The organism is Dyadobacter alkalitolerans DSM 23607 (assembly GCF_000428845.1).
Taxonomy (GTDB): domain Bacteria; phylum Bacteroidota; class Bacteroidia; order Cytophagales; family Spirosomataceae; genus Dyadobacter; species Dyadobacter alkalitolerans.
Window position 1 is genome coordinate 153,848 of sequence record NZ_AUAS01000005.1, and the last position, 19,650, is coordinate 173,497.

Annotated in this window: 16 protein-coding genes; 6 read left to right on the top strand and 10 right to left on the bottom strand. The window is 46.4% G+C overall.

What is annotated here, in order from left to right:
- Positions 1-58: 58 nt before the first annotated feature.
- The 8 genes from G395_RS0111750 to G395_RS0111785 form a co-directional block, all read right to left on the bottom strand.
- Positions 59-3,034: a glycosyltransferase family 117 protein gene (locus G395_RS0111750; protein ID WP_026630214.1), complete on the bottom strand. Its 2,976-nt coding sequence runs from the start codon at positions 3,032-3,034 to the stop codon at positions 59-61.
- A 425-nt stretch (positions 3,035-3,459) separates the two neighbouring features.
- Positions 3,460-4,116 carry a response regulator transcription factor gene (locus G395_RS0111755; RefSeq protein WP_026630215.1) on the bottom strand — a complete coding sequence of 219 codons (657 nt, stop codon included), beginning with the start codon at positions 4,114-4,116 and terminating at the stop codon, positions 3,460-3,462.
- 78 nt (positions 4,117-4,194) lie between these two features.
- The gene (locus G395_RS29270; protein WP_051350132.1) at positions 4,195-4,692 is read right to left on the bottom strand and encodes a sensor histidine kinase; all 498 of its coding nucleotides are present in this window, start codon (positions 4,690-4,692) and stop codon (positions 4,195-4,197) included.
- Positions 4,693-5,164: 472 nt separating this feature from the next.
- Positions 5,165-5,374 (bottom strand): hypothetical protein, encoded by a 210-nt coding sequence (locus tag G395_RS0111765; protein ID WP_026630216.1) that lies wholly within the window; start codon positions 5,372-5,374, stop codon positions 5,165-5,167.
- 273 nt (positions 5,375-5,647) lie between these two features.
- A complete protein-coding gene (locus G395_RS0111770; RefSeq protein ID WP_026630217.1) occupies positions 5,648-6,349 on the bottom strand; it encodes a DUF4097 family beta strand repeat-containing protein in 702 nt (233 codons plus the stop codon).
- Between the two features lie 21 nt (positions 6,350-6,370).
- On the bottom strand, positions 6,371-7,156 hold the full coding sequence (locus G395_RS0111775; protein WP_026630218.1) for a DUF4097 family beta strand repeat-containing protein: 786 nt from the start codon (positions 7,154-7,156) through the stop codon (positions 6,371-6,373).
- A 57-nt stretch (positions 7,157-7,213) separates the two neighbouring features.
- Entirely contained in the window at positions 7,214-7,987 is a 774-nt protein-coding gene (locus G395_RS0111780; RefSeq protein ID WP_026630219.1) for a HEAT repeat domain-containing protein, read from the bottom strand.
- Entirely contained in the window at positions 7,971-8,489 is a 519-nt protein-coding gene (locus G395_RS0111785; protein ID WP_026630220.1) for a GFO_1088 family ECF-type sigma factor, read from the bottom strand. Before G395_RS0111785 ends, G395_RS0111780 begins: the two co-directional genes overlap by 17 nt.
- A gap of 199 nt (positions 8,490-8,688) precedes the next feature.
- On the opposite strand from G395_RS0111785, the gene G395_RS0111790 reads away from it, so the two are divergent.
- The 3 genes from G395_RS0111790 to G395_RS0111800 all read left to right on the top strand — a co-directional run bounded on the left by G395_RS0111790 (position 8,689) and on the right by G395_RS0111800 (position 9,776).
- The gene (locus tag G395_RS0111790; protein WP_026630221.1) at positions 8,689-8,892 is read left to right on the top strand and encodes a hypothetical protein; all 204 of its coding nucleotides are present in this window, start codon (positions 8,689-8,691) and stop codon (positions 8,890-8,892) included.
- A complete protein-coding gene (locus G395_RS0111795) occupies positions 8,889-9,251 on the top strand; it encodes a hypothetical protein (RefSeq protein ID WP_026630222.1) in 363 nt (120 codons plus the stop codon). Before G395_RS0111790 ends, G395_RS0111795 begins: the two co-directional genes overlap by 4 nt.
- Before the next feature lie 222 nt (positions 9,252-9,473).
- Positions 9,474-9,776: a hypothetical protein gene (locus G395_RS0111800; RefSeq protein ID WP_026630223.1), complete on the top strand. Its 303-nt coding sequence runs from the start codon at positions 9,474-9,476 to the stop codon at positions 9,774-9,776.
- Between the two features lie 2 nt (positions 9,777-9,778).
- On the opposite strand, the gene G395_RS0111805 is transcribed toward G395_RS0111800, so the two are convergent.
- Complete coding sequence (locus tag G395_RS0111805) at positions 9,779-11,191, bottom strand: mandelate racemase/muconate lactonizing enzyme family protein (protein WP_026630224.1); 1,413 nt, start codon at positions 11,189-11,191, stop codon at positions 9,779-9,781.
- 260 nt (positions 11,192-11,451) lie between these two features.
- On the opposite strand from G395_RS0111805, the gene G395_RS0111810 reads away from it, so the two are divergent.
- Both G395_RS0111810 and G395_RS0111815 read left to right on the top strand, forming a co-directional pair.
- A complete protein-coding gene (locus G395_RS0111810; protein WP_026630225.1) occupies positions 11,452-12,144 on the top strand; it encodes a response regulator transcription factor in 693 nt (230 codons plus the stop codon).
- A 3-nt stretch (positions 12,145-12,147) separates the two neighbouring features.
- A complete protein-coding gene (locus G395_RS0111815; RefSeq protein ID WP_084439579.1) occupies positions 12,148-12,465 on the top strand; it encodes an Hpt domain-containing protein in 318 nt (105 codons plus the stop codon).
- 19 nt (positions 12,466-12,484) lie between these two features.
- Here G395_RS0111815 and G395_RS0111820 read toward each other — a convergent pair whose 3' ends face one another.
- Complete coding sequence (locus G395_RS0111820) at positions 12,485-18,079, bottom strand: hybrid sensor histidine kinase/response regulator (protein WP_026630227.1); 5,595 nt, start codon at positions 18,077-18,079, stop codon at positions 12,485-12,487.
- A gap of 193 nt (positions 18,080-18,272) precedes the next feature.
- On the opposite strand from G395_RS0111820, the gene G395_RS0111825 reads away from it, so the two are divergent.
- Entirely contained in the window at positions 18,273-19,523 is a 1,251-nt protein-coding gene (locus G395_RS0111825; protein ID WP_026630228.1) for a styrene monooxygenase/indole monooxygenase family protein, read from the top strand.
- Positions 19,524-19,650: the final 127 nt, after the last annotated feature.

Sequence of the window (19,650 nt, forward strand, 5' to 3'; positions counted from 1 at the left end):
AAAAAAGCAATGCCATGAAACCTGCGTCTCATGGCATTGCCAGCATGGCACCGACGTGCTAATTGCCTCCGCTATACATATTAAATGCTAGTAAATGTTTCCTGAAAATAGCCTCATACTTTTCTGCTTCGGCATCCTTTTTCGCGCGTTTGCATTCCTGAACAATGGTTTGCAGCATATAAAGATCCACATTCACATCGCGGTTCCTGGTGCCGCCGTTCTCCTTGGCCCACGTCAGGTTTTCGTCCGATCGCAGTGCCATAATGCGGGCGGAATCCAAAGCTTTTTTATCCTCGCCGACATCAAACAACATGCCCACAAAACCCACTGAAAACTGGTCAAACGGAATGGTGTCGTCCGGCATTACGGTCATGGCCGTGTTCACTACTTTCTTCGCTTTTTTCAAGTCATTTTCGGCGATTAGCTGGCCTGCGAGGCGTAGGAACGAGATCCTGGCCGTAGCAACGGGCGAGCCGCGATACGTGTCATCGTGATACACTTTGGGGTTATTCAGCGAACGCCACTGCATTTTTTTCATCATGTTATCATACATAATTTCAGAATTGACGTAACCATCCGAAGCGCCCTGAACGCGTACAGGCAACAGTCGGTAAGTGTAACCTTCGAGCTGCAAATATTCCTGTAAACCCAGATTGTGCGTGGCGCCCATTGTGGATGAAAAATAGACGGGCCGCTTCCAGTTATTGGTTGCGATAATGTCCAGCATCACGAGGTCGCTTTTGTAAAGATCATTGGTTCCAATGTCCCAGCTCATTGAATCGGTGAGCATAGGCAGCAAATCATTTTTGACAATGCTCATGGACCGGACCTTTTGCGCATCGACGGGTAAAAAAAGTGTGGAAGAAGGTAAAATTGAGGTCATATCACCGCTCGTCAGCGGAACCTGGATCGCCTTATTTTCCTGATTGATCAAATCAAGATATTCTTTCAGGTTAATTCCGTTCCTGACGGACGGGATTTCGTAAAAGGGCACGAATTCATTCTTCCCGGTTGCATAATCGTCCAGATCCAGCGAGAGTGGCAAGGCTTCCGAAAGGTTCGTTTTGCGTCTTAGCTGCTCAATGTACCAGTCTATACCCAGGAATGTCTGCACACATACGCGCACGTCCGTGCGAACGCCCTCCACTTCCTGCAAATACCACAATGGGAACGTATCATTATCGCCTCCCGTAAAAAGTATCGCATTAGGCGCACACGAATTGAGCAGATTTCTGGCAAAGTCGACAGAATGATATCGGTCGCTCCGGTCGTGATTATCCCATCCTCTCGCCAGCATGATTAGTGGCACCGACAGGCTCGCAGACACGGCCAGCGCAGTCCTAAGCTTAGGTGTTTTAATTAATTTGCGTAAAAAACCTGCAACAGCCATTACGCCAAATCCGATCCAGATGCAGAAAATGTAAAATGAGCCTACGTAAATGTAATCGCGCTCCCTCGGTTCTGCGGGCGGTGAATTGAGATAAACGACAAGCCCTACTCCTGTAAGAACGAACAGCAAGCCGAGCACCAGCAACTCGTTCCGCCGTTTCCCGTACATCCATACGAGGCCTGCAATGCCCAGCAAAAGCGGCAGCATATAAAAGTTGTTATGGCCCCTGTTTGTGGCAATAGACGAAGGAAATTTGCCGACAGCCTGCCAGGGCATCACCGTCCCCGCTCCTTCCTTATCACTTTCACGCCCGGCAAAATTCCAGAGAAAATAACGCCAGTACATATGCCCCATCTGGTGTGAGAACAGGTAAAGAAGGTTGTGCGTCATGGTTGGCTGCTTCCCTTCCGCAAGGCCTGTCATCTGCTGGTAAAGCTGCGGGTGGCCCGGCTGCGCGCTGTACATGCGTGGAAAAAGAATGTTACTGCCTGGCGCATATTTGTAAACCGGCCGGTAATCAATGACGACATATTTGCCATCTTTCTTGCGGTAAACCGGCGCTCCGCGCTCCTGGCTGATTGGCTTCGAAGTGAAGGACGGGCCCCATAAGAGCGGTCTGCTTTCGTATTGTTCCCTCTTCAAATAAGAAACGAAACGCAGCACATCGCTTGGATTGTTCTCATTAATAGGCGGGTTAAATTCCGAACGAACCAGCACCATCATATAAGACGAATAGCCAATGAGCACAAAAACCAATGACAGCAAAGCAGTGTTGAGTAGCACTTTCCCCCTCTTGTGCGCGTAGCGCACCGACCAGCTTAATGTTCCCAGAAATAGCACGACGAAAAAGATGATTCCGGAGTTAAACGGAAGGCCCAGCGTATTGACAAAAAAGATCTCAAACTTTCCCGCCAGATCCGGCAAGCCAGGAATAATGCCGGAGTTAATGATCGCTAATACAGCCAATCCACCGCCGAATGCCAGACTCCGGCCTATAATGGTCGGTTTGGGATATATTTTGAAATAATAAACCAAAGCCAGGGCCGGAATCGTGACCAGGTTGAGCAAATGCACACCGATAGAAATGCCAGTGAGATACGCAATCAGGATCAGCCAGCGGTTTGCCGTAGATGGGTCCTGTGTCTCCTCCCACTTGAACACGGCCCAGATTACAATGGCCGTAAAAAAAGATGACATTCCATAAACCTCAGCCTCTGCTGCTGAAAACCAGAATGAGTCCGACCAGGCGTATGCCAGGGCGCCGGTAAGGCCGGAAAAAATGACGAGTACTGCCTCGGATTGGCTGAGCTGTTCCGCTGTTTTACCAATGAATTTCCGAACCAGCAATGTAATGGTCCAGAACAAAAAGAGAATGGTAAAGGCACTGCTGAGCACCGAAACCATATTGACCCAGTACGCTACACGCGTCACATCCCCAAGCGCCAGCAAGGAGAAGAGCCGGCCGATGAGCAGAAAAAAAGGTGCTCCCGGCGGATGGGGCACCTGTAATTTAAAGGCCGCGGCAATGAATTCGCCGCAATCCCAAAAACTCGCCGTACGCTCCATAGTTAGTACGTAAGTAAGGAATGCAGTTGAGAAGACTGCCCAGCCCGTAATGTTGTTCCATTTTTTGAAATGTGTCATGTCAAGTCCCGTTTTTTCTGTGCCCAAAGCTATGGAAAGCGCTTTGAAGCAATATCCGCCTAACTCTTAAAAAAAGTTAAGCGAATAACTCAGAATCAACTATTTAACTTAATTTAACATGACGAGCGGCCAGTGACTATCTGCCTAAAATTTGATAAAGTGCGTATATAGCGGAAAGCCAAAGGAGCGATCCGGCGGTGATAGTAAAAACAAGGGCTCCGATAAAAGGCAGAGCGCGGGAGTTCATTTCGAATTGGATAAGTCTGGCCATCTTCTTCTTTCTGCAATAATTTTCTGATAGGGTTATGCACTGACCGGAGCGGCCATCTTTGTGTAAATATAATTATTGTTGAATTAGTGCAATTCATGTATCCAGAAACTACTTGTGCGAACATATTGACACCTTGTAGCAAATATTCGACAAATTAGGAATGATAAAAGCCGGAGTTGTCCTTTTTGTAGATTTCTACTTTCTTGAATAACTCGAGAACATTGGTTACTTCGAGCTTTTCGAAGATCCTTGCCTTGTAAGTGCTTACCGTGCTCTCTTTAATGTTAAGTTCGATGGCAATGTCTTTGGTCCACTTCCCGGTGAGAAGCATATCCATAATTTCCAATTCCCGGTTTGAGAGAATCTCCAAGGGGCTTTCGCGACTTTCTCTTTCCACCAATGTGTTGTTAACCAGCTGCTGCTGAACCACATTACTGATATATGTACCTCCGTTCAATACCGAAGTTACTGCCCTTTCCAACTCTTCATTACTAGTATCTTTGGGCAAAAAGCCATTCGCGCCGGCTTTCACATAATGCAACGCATACAGTTCTTCCTCCTGTGACGAGAAAACCAGAATCTTAACATTTTCCTGCACAGACCTGATCCTCGGGATCATATTGAAAGCCTCGCCGCCGGGAATCCGAATATCTAATATGACCAGGTCAAAATGCCTGGTTTGCAGCACTCTAAGTGTTTCATTGAAACTGGCTGCTTCTCTGATATCCACAGCTGGTATAACGTCCTCAATCAGCAACTTCACGCCCATCCGCACTATTGAATGATCCTCTACTAACAAAATCGTTTTCATCAACACTGTTATTTCTTATTTCCTCTAAAAGTAGTTTAATATCAAGGAATATTGCATAGAAGCCAGGCTACAATAAACTCATTTCTGGAAAATGATGTGAATCGATGCACCGTGTGTTTTGTCGGATTCGGCCAGCAGGCGCGCGTTAATCAATGCGCTTACTTCCTTTACAATCACCAGCCCCATTCCAAAGCTATCGGGATCCAGTCCGGCGCTGGGCACTTTCTCATCGCTATTGATCCACCGGATGATCGCGGGCTCCATTCCGGGCCCGGTGTCCTTCACGATGACGTGAAGCGAATCACGATAATCTGTATGCGTTACTTCAATGATGCCCCTGCTGGTCACTTTGTTTGCATTGTCGATCAGGTTATGGAGCACAATGCTGAGTAATTGTAAATTGCTTTTCAGGATTACGCCTTGCGACACCGTATTGATAAATTGATTGCCGCTGCTTTCCGCTTCGGCCATAAAAATGGCAAACTTCTGATCAACCAGTTCGTGCACGTCGAGATAATTGAAAGTCACACGCGTATTCCTGTAGCGAAACTGCGTGTATTCAAGCAGGTTTTTCATAAAATGATAAAGCCGGTAACTCGACTGGCTTATAGCGCGGATCGTAGGCAAGTCTCACGGCTCCGAAACAATAATGATGGGTTGTAACGACTTTTGAAAGAGGGAGGATACCTGAAATAAAAACCCAAATCTACCTAAATAAATGTCACTCGCAATGTAGAGAAATCGCTACAAGAGAATTTACAGCTATCTACAACCAAAATTGCTTTGACATTGTAAATTTGTCTGTTCTTTCTTTTGGAATGGCTTGTGTTATTGGCAGAAAGAATCACCCAGGAGTGAACGTAATGAAATACGTTATAAACGTTGAGTATATCTTACACCTTCCGGCCCTGCCGTGAAGGTGTTTTGTTTTTTATGATACGGCGTTGAGAAACCGGGAGAAGTTAAGCAGAGGAAAGAGAGCAGGTAATGTGCTTACTTTTTTATTGCAACAGAGGAACGACTTAAATTTTAGTAATTGTCGGAAGTGCTAGTTTTCCCTGGCTTTTTCCTGTGCCTGTCTTTTGGATTTTTTCACTTCCCCCGGCGTAAACTCACCATTGATCCATCTTACAAAATTCTTTGATTGAACCTGGTAGACCTGTGCGGACAAAGGTTTCAAATCTGAATTTTCAATTTCCTTTAGATAATCTGCAAGTAACCGGTTAATCTCTTCCAAATACTGACTCTGCGTTCTCATGTGCAATGTTTAATTAATAATGATAATGTGTTTAAATTAAGTCTGAAACAGGCAGACTCTTCCTTTAATCGAATGCAATTATAATTATTCATTTTTTCGCAATTTTATTTTTGGGGTGATCCCTCGTTTTTTCAGGGTGTAATGTGATTTTGGCGGGGAAACCCTCTTTGCAGCTAACCCAACCGGCTTCGTAATGCCAGTCCTTATATATGCGATAAGGGCTATACGCAATGCGTACAGCCCTTACTGTTCATGGCTAATTTATATTGAAAACTATTCTTTACTCCGCAGGTACACATCATTGCTAATCGATTCCAGCTTCACCTCCGGCCCGCCGCCATTCAGTGTGCCTTCCAGCAAATAGCCCACGATCGGGTTTTTCTCTTTTTTGTTTTTAAAATCAATGTCAAAATCGGAATAGACTTGTCCGGTTATGGTTTTCATGGCAACATTAATTCCTCTGGATTTGGGCCAGCTCATATCCACAAATCCGCTGATCGTTTTCGCATGAACGGTTGTAGTAGCGCCTTGAATGTCGATGTTCCCGTCGATCGTTTCCAGTTTGAGCTTGGCATTGCGCGGCAAAAACACCTGGTAATTTATTTCTTTGCACAAATAGTATCGCTGCTTTCCGTCCTTATCATTCCATGAGCTCCGATTGTTTCCGGGACAATCTTCTGCTTTGCCCTGCCTAAGCAGTTTATCATCAAATCCAACTTCTACAATCACTTCATCGGACGTTGCGCGGTCGGTTACGAGCAGTGCGTCGTTTAATTGGTTATTATTAATGACCGCCCGGATTTTCACGTAAACCTCCTCTTTGTCCCAATAGCGGACCTGAATGCTGTCGGCAAACTTCAAGTTCAGGTTTGCGGTTTGGCCTTCCTTGTAAGGCAACTTTTTTTCGATGATTTTCTGGGCAGATAAAGGCCCTGCGAGCAATGCTAAAACGATTATTAAAAGTCTGTTTTTCATAACATTATATGGCCAAAGTGGTTATTTTTTCCTGATGTAAATGTTACCGCTGATCGTATTGAGCTGCATTTCAACCCCGCCGCCGTTCGTTGAGCCTTCAATGTTGCTTCCACCACCCACTTTGGAAAGCCCGTCTTTGGTGTTTCTGGTGCCGAGGTCAAAATCTGTGTACATTTCACCGTTAATGGAACGCAGCTTCATCGTCGACTTTGCGGTTGCAGGCAACGTCACATCCACTTCGCCGCTGATGGACGAAATTGCGGTCGGCTTACTCTGGTTTAGTGCGGAAAAAACTACGTCCACGTCACCACTCGTCGTGTTGGCCACCACCGGCCCTGTTACATTGGTCAGCTGAATGTTGGCACCATTGGTTTTAATTTCAAGATCTCCATCCATATTGCTGATCGCGATCTTGGACCCACCCTGCCAGTTCACTTCCTGAAAAAGCACCGAAACCTGCCTGGGTATACGGATCGTGTATTTGGCCTCCTTGCGCGTCACTTTCTCCACTTTGATCCCGCTCGCATCTGCTGTAACCGACAGCCCCATTCCCGTGTTGTCTACACCAGCATAATACAATGGTTTTAAACCCTTCGCCCGCTCCGGCGGCGCTTCATAACCTAAAGTCGTCTGGATCACGATTTCGTCGCCCGCATATCCTTCGATCTTCACCTGACTAGCAGCCATTTCGATGGTTACCTTTTTATCTTTCGAGTTGGCCAGCTTGGCTTTGTATTCTGGCGTCTGAGCTATGGATTCGGCAAGGCATAGCAAGCAACCCATACTTATTAAAAGTATTTTTTTCATGGTTTTAATTAAAATGTAAATGGATTAAAAAAGCGTAATGTCTTTGTTCAGAAGCATTTAAACGTCCGCAGCGATAAGCTCACTGACTCCCTGCTGCGCTTTAAGCCGGACCACTTCCAGCACTTCCTGGTTTCTGGCCAACTGCTGAAATGGTTCAACCGCCCGCTTTTCTTTGTTCGAAACCAAGATTTCGATCAGCATAATCTGAATGTTGGGATCGGTTTGAATAGCCAGGGAATGCATAAGCGCTTCTGCTACATTATCCTCATTATCAAACCGTTGCAATGCCTGACAAGCCGCAAGCCTCACATTAACATTCGGATCGAAATTGAGTGTATTGATCAGTAGCTGCGTAATGTCCTTATCCAGGTTTGAAAGTGCATAGCTCTGATTCACGGCCTGAATGCGTTCGCTGGCCGATGTGGAATTCATTTTTTCAAACGCAAGCACATTTTTCATTTCCAGCTGCGACACCGACTCTTTTGAAGCTATCAACGGATTCCCCGCACTATCGCGCTCCTGAAATACACGCCCTCCCAAAAACCCGACGATCAACAGCGCCAACCCCGCAGCAATCCTGACCAGCCAGCGGCCAAAAGTGCGCATCGGACTTTGTTTCGGCGGATCAAGCAACATTAATAATTCACTGCCGAATGTCAGGGACGGATGTTCGTTTCTTGCCTCCACAAAGTAACCAAATTGTGCTGCGTGGCTCATCAAATGTTCGGGAACGTCACCACTTTGGAAAAAGCGTTTAAGTTCCTTTTCTTCTTCAATGGTCGTTTCACCTTCGTAATATTTTTCTAATAGTTTCTCAATATCCTGATTCATAATCGTTTGCTTTAAGATAATTCTCCCGAAGCTTCTGCCTCGCCCTCGAAAGGATCGTACGAATGTTCGCATTGCTCAATCCCGTAACCTGCTCAATCTCCTCGAATGAATATTCTTCCACATCGCGCAAATGCAGCACGAGTTTGTGCTGTTCGGGTAGCTCGCCGATGAGCTTGTGGATGAGCGCCGCGCTGTCGCTGTTTTCCAGTTGCCGGTGCGGCGACAATTCCGCTGCCTGCACGCTGGTAACGTCTGCACCGTTTTGCATTTTCTGCTTATGATGCGATTTGAGCCTGTCCATGCAAAGGTTTTTCGTCATCTGCACAGCCAGTGCTTCGACGCTATGATATGTTTCCAGCTGCTGCCTGTTCGTCCACAACCTCAGCAACACATCCTGAATGGCATCTTCCGCCTCCTCGCGGTTGCGAAGAAACATTTGCGCCAATCTGAAAAGGCGTCCCTGCACGGGAAGGATGCGTTGGTTAAAGGCTTGTAAATCCATTCACATACAAAGACGACCAAGCCAGCGCTTCGTTACAGGTTGGGAGGAATATTTTTCAATTGGGGTTAAAATTGTCTTGTGTTTGCTACCGTATGCTGTATTTGGACTTTTTCTGATTTTAAACGTTTGCACTTGGATGAGATCAAAAAATATTTTTTAGATTTGAAGCTCAGTAAAATACACACGGAACAAGGCTATAATGGAAGCACTAAACATTTTATCTTCTATCGTCATCATCACAGCCTTTGCGGCGGTGGTTTATAAAACTGCGAAGCTTTTTTACAAGCTGATTACTAATGCAGATCTAACTATAACCAACAAAAGAACCGGCAAATCCATAAAAATGGGAGCCCACCCTACTCCTGGTTTTGCAGAAAAACTACTGGATGTGCTCAATTCATGACCAGTGTTTCTTCTGAATCCGGTAATGTTCCAAAAAGACAGGCTGTCAAGGTTACAGGAATCACTTTTGTTCTGACCAGTATTGCTAATAAGGTCAGTGATCCCACCTACAAGGATTGGCTCGTATCTTTGAGTCCATTGTTCGGGTATTTGCTTCATCTGGTTTATGCAGTCGTAGCTTGCGAAATTTCATTCGCTTACTTTCAAAACCGCGTAAATCGCTTTGTGAAAGAATTGAAGCTAAGAAAAACGGATCCGGAATGCGATGAAATTGAATCAAAGCAAATCGACAAAGAGATGGCCGATATGCGCAAAGTTTTAATAGAAAGGCGCATAAAGGATCTTAACGCTCGGTTTTGATTTCCGCCCTAGGCAATGTATCCAAAAGACTATTGGCAGTTTCTGGTACAACATCAAGGCATTTCTTGCCAAACTAGCACAACCCCTAATTACATTTCAGACACAGGAAATTGCAATCCGGAGATCGGATAGCACATATTGCACAACTTCAATCTGGATTAAGCGGATTACGGGGCTAATTTGTCATGAAATCAAATGCATTGTTACTCAATATTCTTAGCCATGAACCTGAAATTTTCTACTATTATCCTCGGCTCCGTGCTTGTCGGCGGAACCATTACGGCCATTTGTCTCAGAGTTGGACAAAAGCCCTTGCCACAGGAAGCCTTGGAAGCGAATGCTGTACCAATAGAAACTGTGCCGAGCTGTAAATATGTATACGACGAGATTGCCCATAAGCTCGTGGCTTACAGTCCAACAGAAAAGTGCGCGACTGTCCAGAGCAATTTCTCTTTCAAGATCGGCAGCCGGGTTTCAGATCTTACAAAAGAGTCATTGACAGAGCCTCAGATTGTTACGCTTTAAATTCATTGCGCTGTGTCAAACATCTCCTCGTAGTGTGGTGATGGCGTGAGTATGCCACCGCTTTCGGCATAAAATGTTGCGTCGGTGAGGTAAACACCTTTTTGCGTACGAATCCAGGAACCGTCTTTTTTGGGATGATAGGTCATTAATTTCTCCCAGTTTTTGTAATACTGGTGACCATTCGTCTCCTGTAAACCAACGGTCATGCCTGGAAAAGGCTGCAACCTTGCCGCCACATTCTTGTTCCAGTCTACCAAAATCGGATTAACGGTCAGATCGGCGCAGAAACAGGGGACTTTTTTTTCGTAGGCGAGCTGCGTGATTTTCATGGTCATGCTCAGCGTTTTAGCGATTGCTTTGACGGCAATAGCGCTGTAACCCAGTTCGATCCGGTGCGCTGCATCCTCCACGGTGTGCGCACTTTCGTCGGCGGCTACGCGCACGCCCATATCACCCACAAAAGCCTCGTTACGCTCTTCAAACGGCTCTTCGATCACCGCAATCTGGTCGAATGCACCGATCTTTTGCGCATGATCCAGGAAGCGGAGCAACGTTTCTTTTTTCTCATATCGCCCGTTTGCATCGAAATAATACGGGATCTTGCCATTCTGCGTGTAGGGAGTTTCGTAATGTCCGATTGCCTTGTGTACAGCGCTCAGGAAGGCAATGTCCTTCTCGATCATTTCCTGTTGCGTCCCCGCCGAGCCGGTTTTCAATTTCATGATAAAATAACCTTCATCTGCTGCCTGCTTGATCCGCTCCGCCGAAGTACCCACACTGAAAGAAGGAATACTCGCCACTTTTTCATGCCTGTGTGACAAGCCGGGCTGGTATGCCGCAGGAATAAGCTGATCGAATTGATCAATGTTGTTTTCCTTGGCATATAAAAGCCATGCAGCATTGTCGACACTTACCAATGCATTGAGTGCAAACGTTTTACGCAGGTCAGGGTTGCCCGTGATCTTTTTTCCGTAAGCCAAAACCTCCGGCAGGATGTCGTCCAGCAATTTTACCGGATCTGAGAATGTCGTGCCCTTGATCATTTGCAAAGCCCGTTCCGTCATGGCGTACATCAATGCATTTCCGGCACTCTCTGAATGTCCCGCAAAAACCTTAGAATCAGACCATAACACGCCCTGTGTGCCAATCCCAATTTTCCTGATCCCGGATTCGGATTCCAGCAGCGAGATCGCCTGCCAGCTGTCTGTAATAGCGCTTCCCTTAAACCTGTACGGGTTCAGCGGCTCTCTTTCAAAATTGGAATTAACGTTTTTGATCCGGATCGTTTTCATGGGTTTAGGAAGATGCATAGATGCGCTTTTGAGTTCCGGCGCCAGCATGCCGGCTGCCGCGATGACGCCTGCCCGGTTGATGAAGTCGCGCCGGGAAATGTTTTCATCGTTTTTTGTGAACATGGAAATTACCTTTTACAGACAGTTTATTCAAAGGACTCAGGAATGCACAACTACCCTGACAGAGCCATATTTCCCGGATTATTCACATGTTTTTTCCGTTGCCTAAGTTTTTTGCAATGGATTGTCCCGATTTTCCTATCTGAAAATGGAAACCAGTATATTTGGCCTTAATCCTCCTCTCGCTGTGTTTTCATTAATGATAGCAGCTTAATAAACCAACTGAACTTATTACTCAATGCTCTTTACAAAAAATGTAATGTATGGACGACGTGCACTTGCTTTTAATTGATGACGAAGTACAATATAGCGAGCTGACAAAAGAATACCTGGAAATGCGGGGCTGCAAGGTCACACTCAAACACGACGGAATGGCCGGCATGGAAGCATTTAAGCAGAAACCTTTTGACCTATGCGTCCTGGATGTGAAAATGCCGAAAAAGGACGGATTTACGCTCGCTGCCGAAATCAAGGAAATGAACGAGACTATCCCGATCATTTTCCTCACGGGCCAGTCGCTGAAAGAAGATAAAATCAAGGGCCTGACCATCGGCGCGGACGATTATCTGACCAAACCTTTCAGTATGGAAGAGCTTTATCTGCGGATCCGCGCCATTTTGAAGCGGGTCAAAATCCATGAAAAAGTACAGGTGATTGATCAATTCAACATCGGATGTTCGAGCTTTAATGCCGGCTTGCGCGAATTGGCAGTGATGGATAAAGTTATCAAGCTGACTTCTATTGAATCCAAATTACTGAAAATGCTTTGCGAGCACGAAAACAAGGTTCTTACCCGCGAAGTGGCGATGTTTGGGATTTGGGGAGACGAAGAGGCGTTTCGCGGTTATAGTCTCAACGTATATGTAAGCAAGATCCGCAAGTTTCTCAAAGAAGATTCCAAGGTCGAAATCCTGAATCTGCATGGTGAAGGTTACACACTGATCAGCAAGGCATAGCAAATGGATCTAACTTTTTTACGCAACCTCATGAACGGCGACGAAAGGCTGGTCAGCAACTTCGTCCGGATCTTTCGCGAACAAGCACCTAAACAGGTAGAAGAAATCCAGGAATCACTCGCCAATGAAGACTGGGAAAACTTCTCAAACCTGGTCCATAGTCTCAAAACACAGTTCGCCTACATGGGACTAACCGACTTATCGGAGCAAATGAAAATCATGGAGTCCGAAGTGGACAACGGCGATAAAACCCAGCTGAAACCCTTACTGGAACACTTCAATAAAGAATTCCGAATTCTTTCTGAAAAAGAATTACAATAAGGGATCATTGCCCGTTCATTCAAACAACCTCCCCTGCCAACAACCTCCTGATCCTTGCCTTCAACTTTTTCGCTTCGATGGGCTTTGTGATATAATCGTCCATCCCGGCTTCTTTGCATTTCTGGGCTTCGGCCGGGTTGGCGTTTGAAGTAAATGCAAGGATCGGGATTCGGCGGTCCTTCTCCCCTTCCCTGATCGCCCGTGTGGCCTTATAACCGTCCATAACGGGCATTTTTACGTCCATTAGCACAATGTCGAATGTGTGTTCCTGTAACTTTTGAAGCGCAATCTGGCCATTATCGGCAATGACGATCTGCACATCGGGGATCAATTTTTTCAATGTTTCCTCCGCTACAACCTGATTGAAAAGGTTATCCTCTACCAAAAGTATCCTCGTCCCGGAAAGTGAAACGCCGTCATCGCGGCCCTCATTATCATCAGCTTCACTGCCGCCGCAAACTTCAAATGACAGGTTAAAAGAGAACTCGGTGCCTTGCTGGACCTGGCTGGAAACGGTCATTTCTCCACCTTGTTCCTCCACAAGCCGCTTCGCGATAAACAGGCCTAATCCTGTTCCCGTTTGCTTGCTGTTCAGGTCTTCGTCGAGGCGGGTGAATGTTTCAAAAATGTATTGCAATTTCTCTTTCGCAATGCCTATGCCTGTGTCTTTGACCGTAAAAACCAACTCTTCAACGCCCCTGGCTGCTGATATGCGTTTTACTTCAATTTTAACCGACCCAAAATCAGTAAATTTAACAGCATTACCAGCCAGGTTTAGCAGGATCTGGTGAAGCCGCAGCGGGTCGCCGATCAGCTGATCGCTGACATCTTCTGCCACCGAAATGTCCAGGCCAATGCCTTTTTCCTCCGCGATAACCTTCAAAATATAACCCAAACGGTTCATCCGGTCGCGTATATGAAAAGGTTTTTGAACGAATGAAAACTTGCCTGCCTCGATTTTTGAATAATCCAGAATATCATTGATGATCGCCAGCAAATTCTCCGACGAATAGCGGATTCCTTTGGCATATTCAAGCTGCCGGGGACTAAGCGGCGTGTCGAAGATTAATTCCGACATACCAATGATGGCCGTCATGGGCGTGCGGATCTCGTGGCTCATGTTTGCAAAGAATTGCTCTTTAAACTTTGATTTCTCCTCCACAAGCATCTTTTGCCGCTCTATTTCCTCCTTCTGAACCTGGATTTCGGTCGTCCGGACGGCCACCTTTTTTTCCAGGTTTTCGTATAAAATTGAGTTCTCGATGGAAACGGCGATCTGGCCAGAAAGCAGTTTCAGCAGTTCTGTGCGCTCATGCGTAAAGGCGCCGGTAGTGAGGTTGTTTTCGAGATAAAGCACACCCACGATCTTCCCCTGGTTCATGGCCGGAATGCAGAGCACGGACCGAATGTCGTTTCCGGAAATAATGCTATCCTGACTGAATTGCTCGTCAGACTTGGCATCATTCAGGATCACATCGGTTTTTGTCCTGAAAACATGCTCGATAATGCTCTCCGGCACGAGTCCGGAACCGTCCAGCGGGATCTGCCGGATATCACTCTTATCATTAGAAACCGACTGGCTCGCTTCAATGTACAACTTCCCGCCCCAGTCAAGAATAAAAAAGCCGGATTGTGCGCCCGCGTTTTCGATGGCAAACTTCATCAGCTTTTCCATCAGCCTGGCAAAAACCACTTCGCTTGAAATGGCCGTCGAGGCTTTCATTAACGTAGAAATATCCAAGGAAGAACCAATGCTGCCGCCCCCTGTCTTCGCGGGCTGGCCATGCTCGGACAGGTCGGGAGACAAGCGCAGCTGCTCCCCGAATTGCTCCTTCAACTGCCTAACCTTGATCTCACAGCCCCACTTTTGGTAACACTCAATGGCAGACTGAATGTAGACAAGCCCAATGCGGGGCTGCGATTTTTCCATCCAGAAATTACCGCAAAGCTCATTGGCAAGCGCCTCATCCTGACAGTAATCATTCTCCTTGCTCAGCCTTACAGCCGTATCATACAAAACAGCGGCTTGCTCACTCTTCCCATTTACGCGCGCATGTTCGGCCTGTACGAGTGTATACCGGTGCTGAAAATTGACGGGCACCTGCTGCGCCCATTTTTCAAGCATTTTTTTATACTTATTCCCTGTAATCCTGTGTGTTACCGCCGAAGACTTTTTGCCTGCGACAGCGTAATTCAGCAATGCATAATAGTAACAGAATAGCGGCTGGAAGAGTAAACCTTTCACATTCTGGCTATAAATCAGGGCTTTTTCCGCATGGGCTAGTCCTTTGTCGTGTTCCCGGGTCTGGTAACAAAGGATCATTTTGTATAAAAAGCAGGCAAAAATGCGTGTTTTATCACTCAATGTCAGAATGTTGGAATAGTCGTTCCCTTCGTTAAAGTAACCCCCGCTCAACAAAGTAGGATCACTATTTTCTCCTAAAAGATTGGACACGATCTGGATCAGTGGTTCATTCTGGTTGGAAATATGGTCGATAGAAATGGACTTGGGCAAATGGTTGAACTGGATCATTTCATCTTTAACCCAATTCAGGTTTTTGCCCGAAAGCAGCAGAAAGAAACTATAACTACTTGATGCATAGGCACAATATTCAATGTCACCTAACTCTATCCCAACCTTGAATGCCCGTTTCAGCGGTTCAAGGGAGTGGCTGATGTGTTCGCCGGAAGACCTGCTTACAATGTTGAAAACAAGCGTCGTCCGTTCCTTGATAGCAATATTTGAAACGCCTTCCAGCAGCTTCAAACCCGTTTTTCCAAACCTGTAACATGCCGGGTTCTGGGTCTCAATCGCATTCACGATGGCCCCATATGTAATGTAAGTCAATGCAGATTCGGGCGCATTTCCGTATCTGACCGAAATGCCGACCATTTTCAGCACCATAAGCGGGTATAACAGCGGGATTCTGACAAAAGCAATGGCAGTGATATTTTGCAGGATCCGCATCGCTGCCAGCATCCGGGCATCCTGCATTGGGGGAAGATTTTCCAAATCCTCAATCGCCAGTCCCCGCAAATGCCACTTCGATTTGCCATACGCAGTCAGGATGTGAAAATTGTTGGGAACAGACGGGAATTTTATCCCTAACTCGGCCAGAACTGTAAGCGAAAGCCGGATTGCACCATCCAGATTTTTTGAGAAGATCAGTGCCTGAATGCGAAGCTGGCTTGCATTCATACGCTCTTCCACAGATTTTGCGTGGTCAAGCAATGTCGCTGTAAGCCTTTCAGTGGCTGCAATGTCGCCCGTCAGGTAAGCGCATTCGGCATATTCGGTATGTAAATTTCTGAACAGCTTTTCCGGATCATTCCAATCCTTTTCATTCAAAAAGCGCATTCCTGTTCTGAAGTATTCCAAGGCAACGGAATAAGCGGCTGAGGTTTTGGCTTTTTTACCCGCATCAAAATTGAGCTGTGCGATCTTGTACTTTTGGCTGTCCGAATCAATTATTTCCGCACCGAAGTTGAGATGGTTTACAATGCTGAACAATTGGTTGTCAATTTCATGCGGAGACAATCTTTCCAGCATAAAATAGCCGATATCAAGATGCAGTTCCTGTTTTCGCTCGCCGGATAACAATGCGTATGCAGCTTGCTGCACCTGGTCGTGGATGAAAGTATAACGCGTTTTAAACAGATATTTGTCCCGATCCGTTTTTGGCTTTTCCATGGAAACCAGCACCAGGTTTTCGGTAATGGCCTCTTTCAGATCTTCTCCCGTTTCCTGCGGCGTTTTATCATTCAGCGCAGAGAGCATTTCAAGATTAAATTCTTTTCCAATGCACGCGGCGCACGTCAACGCCTGTTTAGCATGCTCAGAGAGCCGGTTGATCTTGTTGGTCAGTAATTCTTGCGATGAGCCCGAATCGGCATAATCAATGATAGACTGCGCATCCCACAGCCACTTTTTGCTTTGCTGGTCAAAATGGATCAGCCCATCCTTATACAATGATCTGAGTGTTTCATTGATAAAAAAGGGATTTCCAAGGGTCCGGCTGGAAATAGGTTCTGCGAGTGTATCGGCAATATGTAACGGGCAGGAAAATGTATCGGAAATCAGCGATGAAATTTGTCCTGTGGTCAGTGGGAAAAGGCCAAGTTGCCGGAAGTTGGCACCGGATTCCTCCATTTCCCTGATCGTAACGGCAAGCGGATGGTTCACAGGCACTTCATTATCGCGGTAGGAACCGATTATAAAGAGATATTTGCCCTCCACCGAACCCATGACGCGACTCAGGAACCGCAGGCTCGAAGTGTCGGCCCATTGCAGATCGTCGAGGAAAATGACCAGCGGATGCTCTTTTTTGGTAAAGACATTGATGAAATTCGTGAAGACATTAATGAACCGGTTTTGCGCTTCTACCGGCGCAAGCGGCGGAACCTCTGCCTGCTTGCCGATGATAAATTCAAGCTTTGGAATCACGTCCACGATCACTTGCCCGTAAGCGCCCATTGCCTGCATAATGTCACATTTCCAGCCGCGGAGCGCTTCGGGATCGACGGCAGAAATCTGAGTGATCAGCTGATCAAAGGCCTCGATAACCGCCTCAAACGGAATGTTTTCAACATACTGGTCAAATTTCCCGGTCGCAAAAAGCGCTCCCCGGCACGTGAGTATATCCTGCACTTCCGCCACCAGCGACGACTTTCCTATTCCTGAATTTCCATACACCAGCAACATTTCATTTTTCGAAGATGCACGCTGGAATGCATTCAGCACATTTTGGATCTCAGGCTCTCTTCCATACAACCGACCGGGGATTTCAAACCGGCCAGGTGTATCGAATCGGCGGGCCTGGAACGGCGTGGCCCGGCCCGAAGGACAGAAATCCAGGCAAGCTTTGAGGTCATGGCGAATGCCTTTCGTGGTCTGATATCTCGCTTCCGGCTTCTTTTCCAGCAAGCGCATGACCAGTTCCGAAACAACTGCCGGGATTTCGGGATCGATGACGGAAGGCAATATAGGTTGTTTGGCAATGTGTGAATGCACCAGCTCATTGGGATCCGAATGCGCAAATGGCAATCTGCCCGTGAAAATCCGGTAGAAGGCGACGCCAAGGGCATAGTAGTCAGACCGATAATCTTCCTTGATGTTCATCCGCCCCGACTGCTCCGGCGACATATATTCCAATTCCGTTTCGCTCTTGGGACTAAGGTTGGTTAATTTGATTTCCAACGTTTGCGGTTTAATCAGGAAATGCGCAGGTTGGAGGTCACAGTGAATAATATTGGCGTAATGCAATTCTTCCAGCGTCTTCACAAGTGCAATGCATATTTCAATGCGCTGGCTTAAAGGCCGTTGCCGCACAAGCCAATGTTCCAGCGCCAGGCCGTCAAACGGCTCCATTTCCAGGATCAGCTTGTTTTCAAATCTTGTTTTTTGAGTGTATTTTAAAACAGAATTAAAAAAACGCTGATAACCCGTGCTGAATTCCCTTTCGAAGGCCCCAAAGATCGGATCTGAAGTTTCCTGGAACGTGGCGACTTTCAATGTTACCGGGCTCGAATCGACTGTCCGCACCGCTTTATATAGTGCATGCAATGTGCCTTTGTAAATTTCACTGACGATCTCGTAACCAGGAATGGATATCATGCGTATAAGTCTTTTGTTTTAATACAAACCCCACATTATCACTGCACTTAATAAAAGTAGTATCCCCGTTTATGAACTGAAACAGCGACATGCGGATTTTTATAATTTTTTATACTTTTTAATTTTTGCTTAGATTATGAAGTAATGGCGAAAGGTAGATTTGTAACATCAAAATGAACTAACCTTCTATACAATGAGAAAAATCGCGATCATGGGTGCCGGGCAATCAGGTTTGCACCTGGCAATCCGCCTTTTGAAAAGTGGTTACGACGTGACCATCATTTCAGAAAGATCGGCAGGAGAGATCTTCAATGGCCCGCCAACGGGCGCTACATATTTGTTCAACGACACGTTGCAGCTTGAAAAAGAGCTTGGGCTTGACCTTTGGAGTGACACAGCCTATCATTCGACGGGCTTTAACATTAATTTCGGAATGCCTGATGGCAATCTGGCATTGAGCATCAATTCCAAAACCAGCAAACCGGGCGTGTCTATTGATCAGCGCCTGAAATTCTATCAGTGGATCAAACTCTTTGAAAGAAACGGCGGCAAGTTCATCGTCAGCGACACGACGCCTTCGGACCTGCTGGCTTGTACGGAGCAATTCGATCTCGTTGTGGTTTCATCCGGCAAAGGTCCGCTTGCTAAGCTTTTTCAGCGCGACGAGGCCAAATCCACAAGAGATAAACCTGCCCGTAAACTGCTGCAATTACACATTAATAACTTCGAACATCCGGGCAAAACCAAGTTTACTTCCATTACATTGGACGCAGTAATGGGAGCCGGCGAGATCATTACAGCCCCATTTTATCAAAAGGACGACATTCAATGCTCATTCATGCTTGTAGAAAGCGTTCCGGGAGGTCCTATGGATGTTTTTGACGACGTAAAATCCGGTAGCGAGCAACTGGAAAAAGCCAAGAAAATGATCCGCGAGGTGCTTCCGTGGCGTTATGAAGCCTTTGCCAATGCTGAAATCATCCGCGATGATGCTTTCCTGAAAGGATCGTTCGCACCCGTTGTGCGCAAGCCGGTTGTGCAGCTCAATTCCACGGCTGCGGTGCTTGGAATCGGCGACACGGTGATCCTGAATGATCCGATCGTTGGGCAAGGTGGCAACAACGCGACCAAAATGGCGAATGCTTATGCAAAAGCAATCATTGCGCGTGGGGATAAGCCATTCGATGTGGCATGGATGAACCAGACTTTTGACGATTTCTGGGAATATTCCAAGCATGTGAACCGTTTCTGCGACATATTCTTGTCTCCCCCGTCACCGCATGCATTCGACATTCTGGCTGCGGCCAGTCAAAATTCAGGAATCGCTTCTGATTTTGTAAATGGCTTCAACCATCCGCCAAGCCTTTTTCCATGGCTCGATGATGCGGATGAAGCGCGTAAATATATTGCCAGCAAAATGGCGTCGCTGGAATCGGTCGCTTAAAATCCACGCCCAGGATTACGGGACTACATTTCCCATAACCCCTATATTTATGCCCGTTTAAACATGCTTTCATGGAGGAATAGTTTTTTACGCACCCAAGCATAATCAACAACTATTCACCATTTGC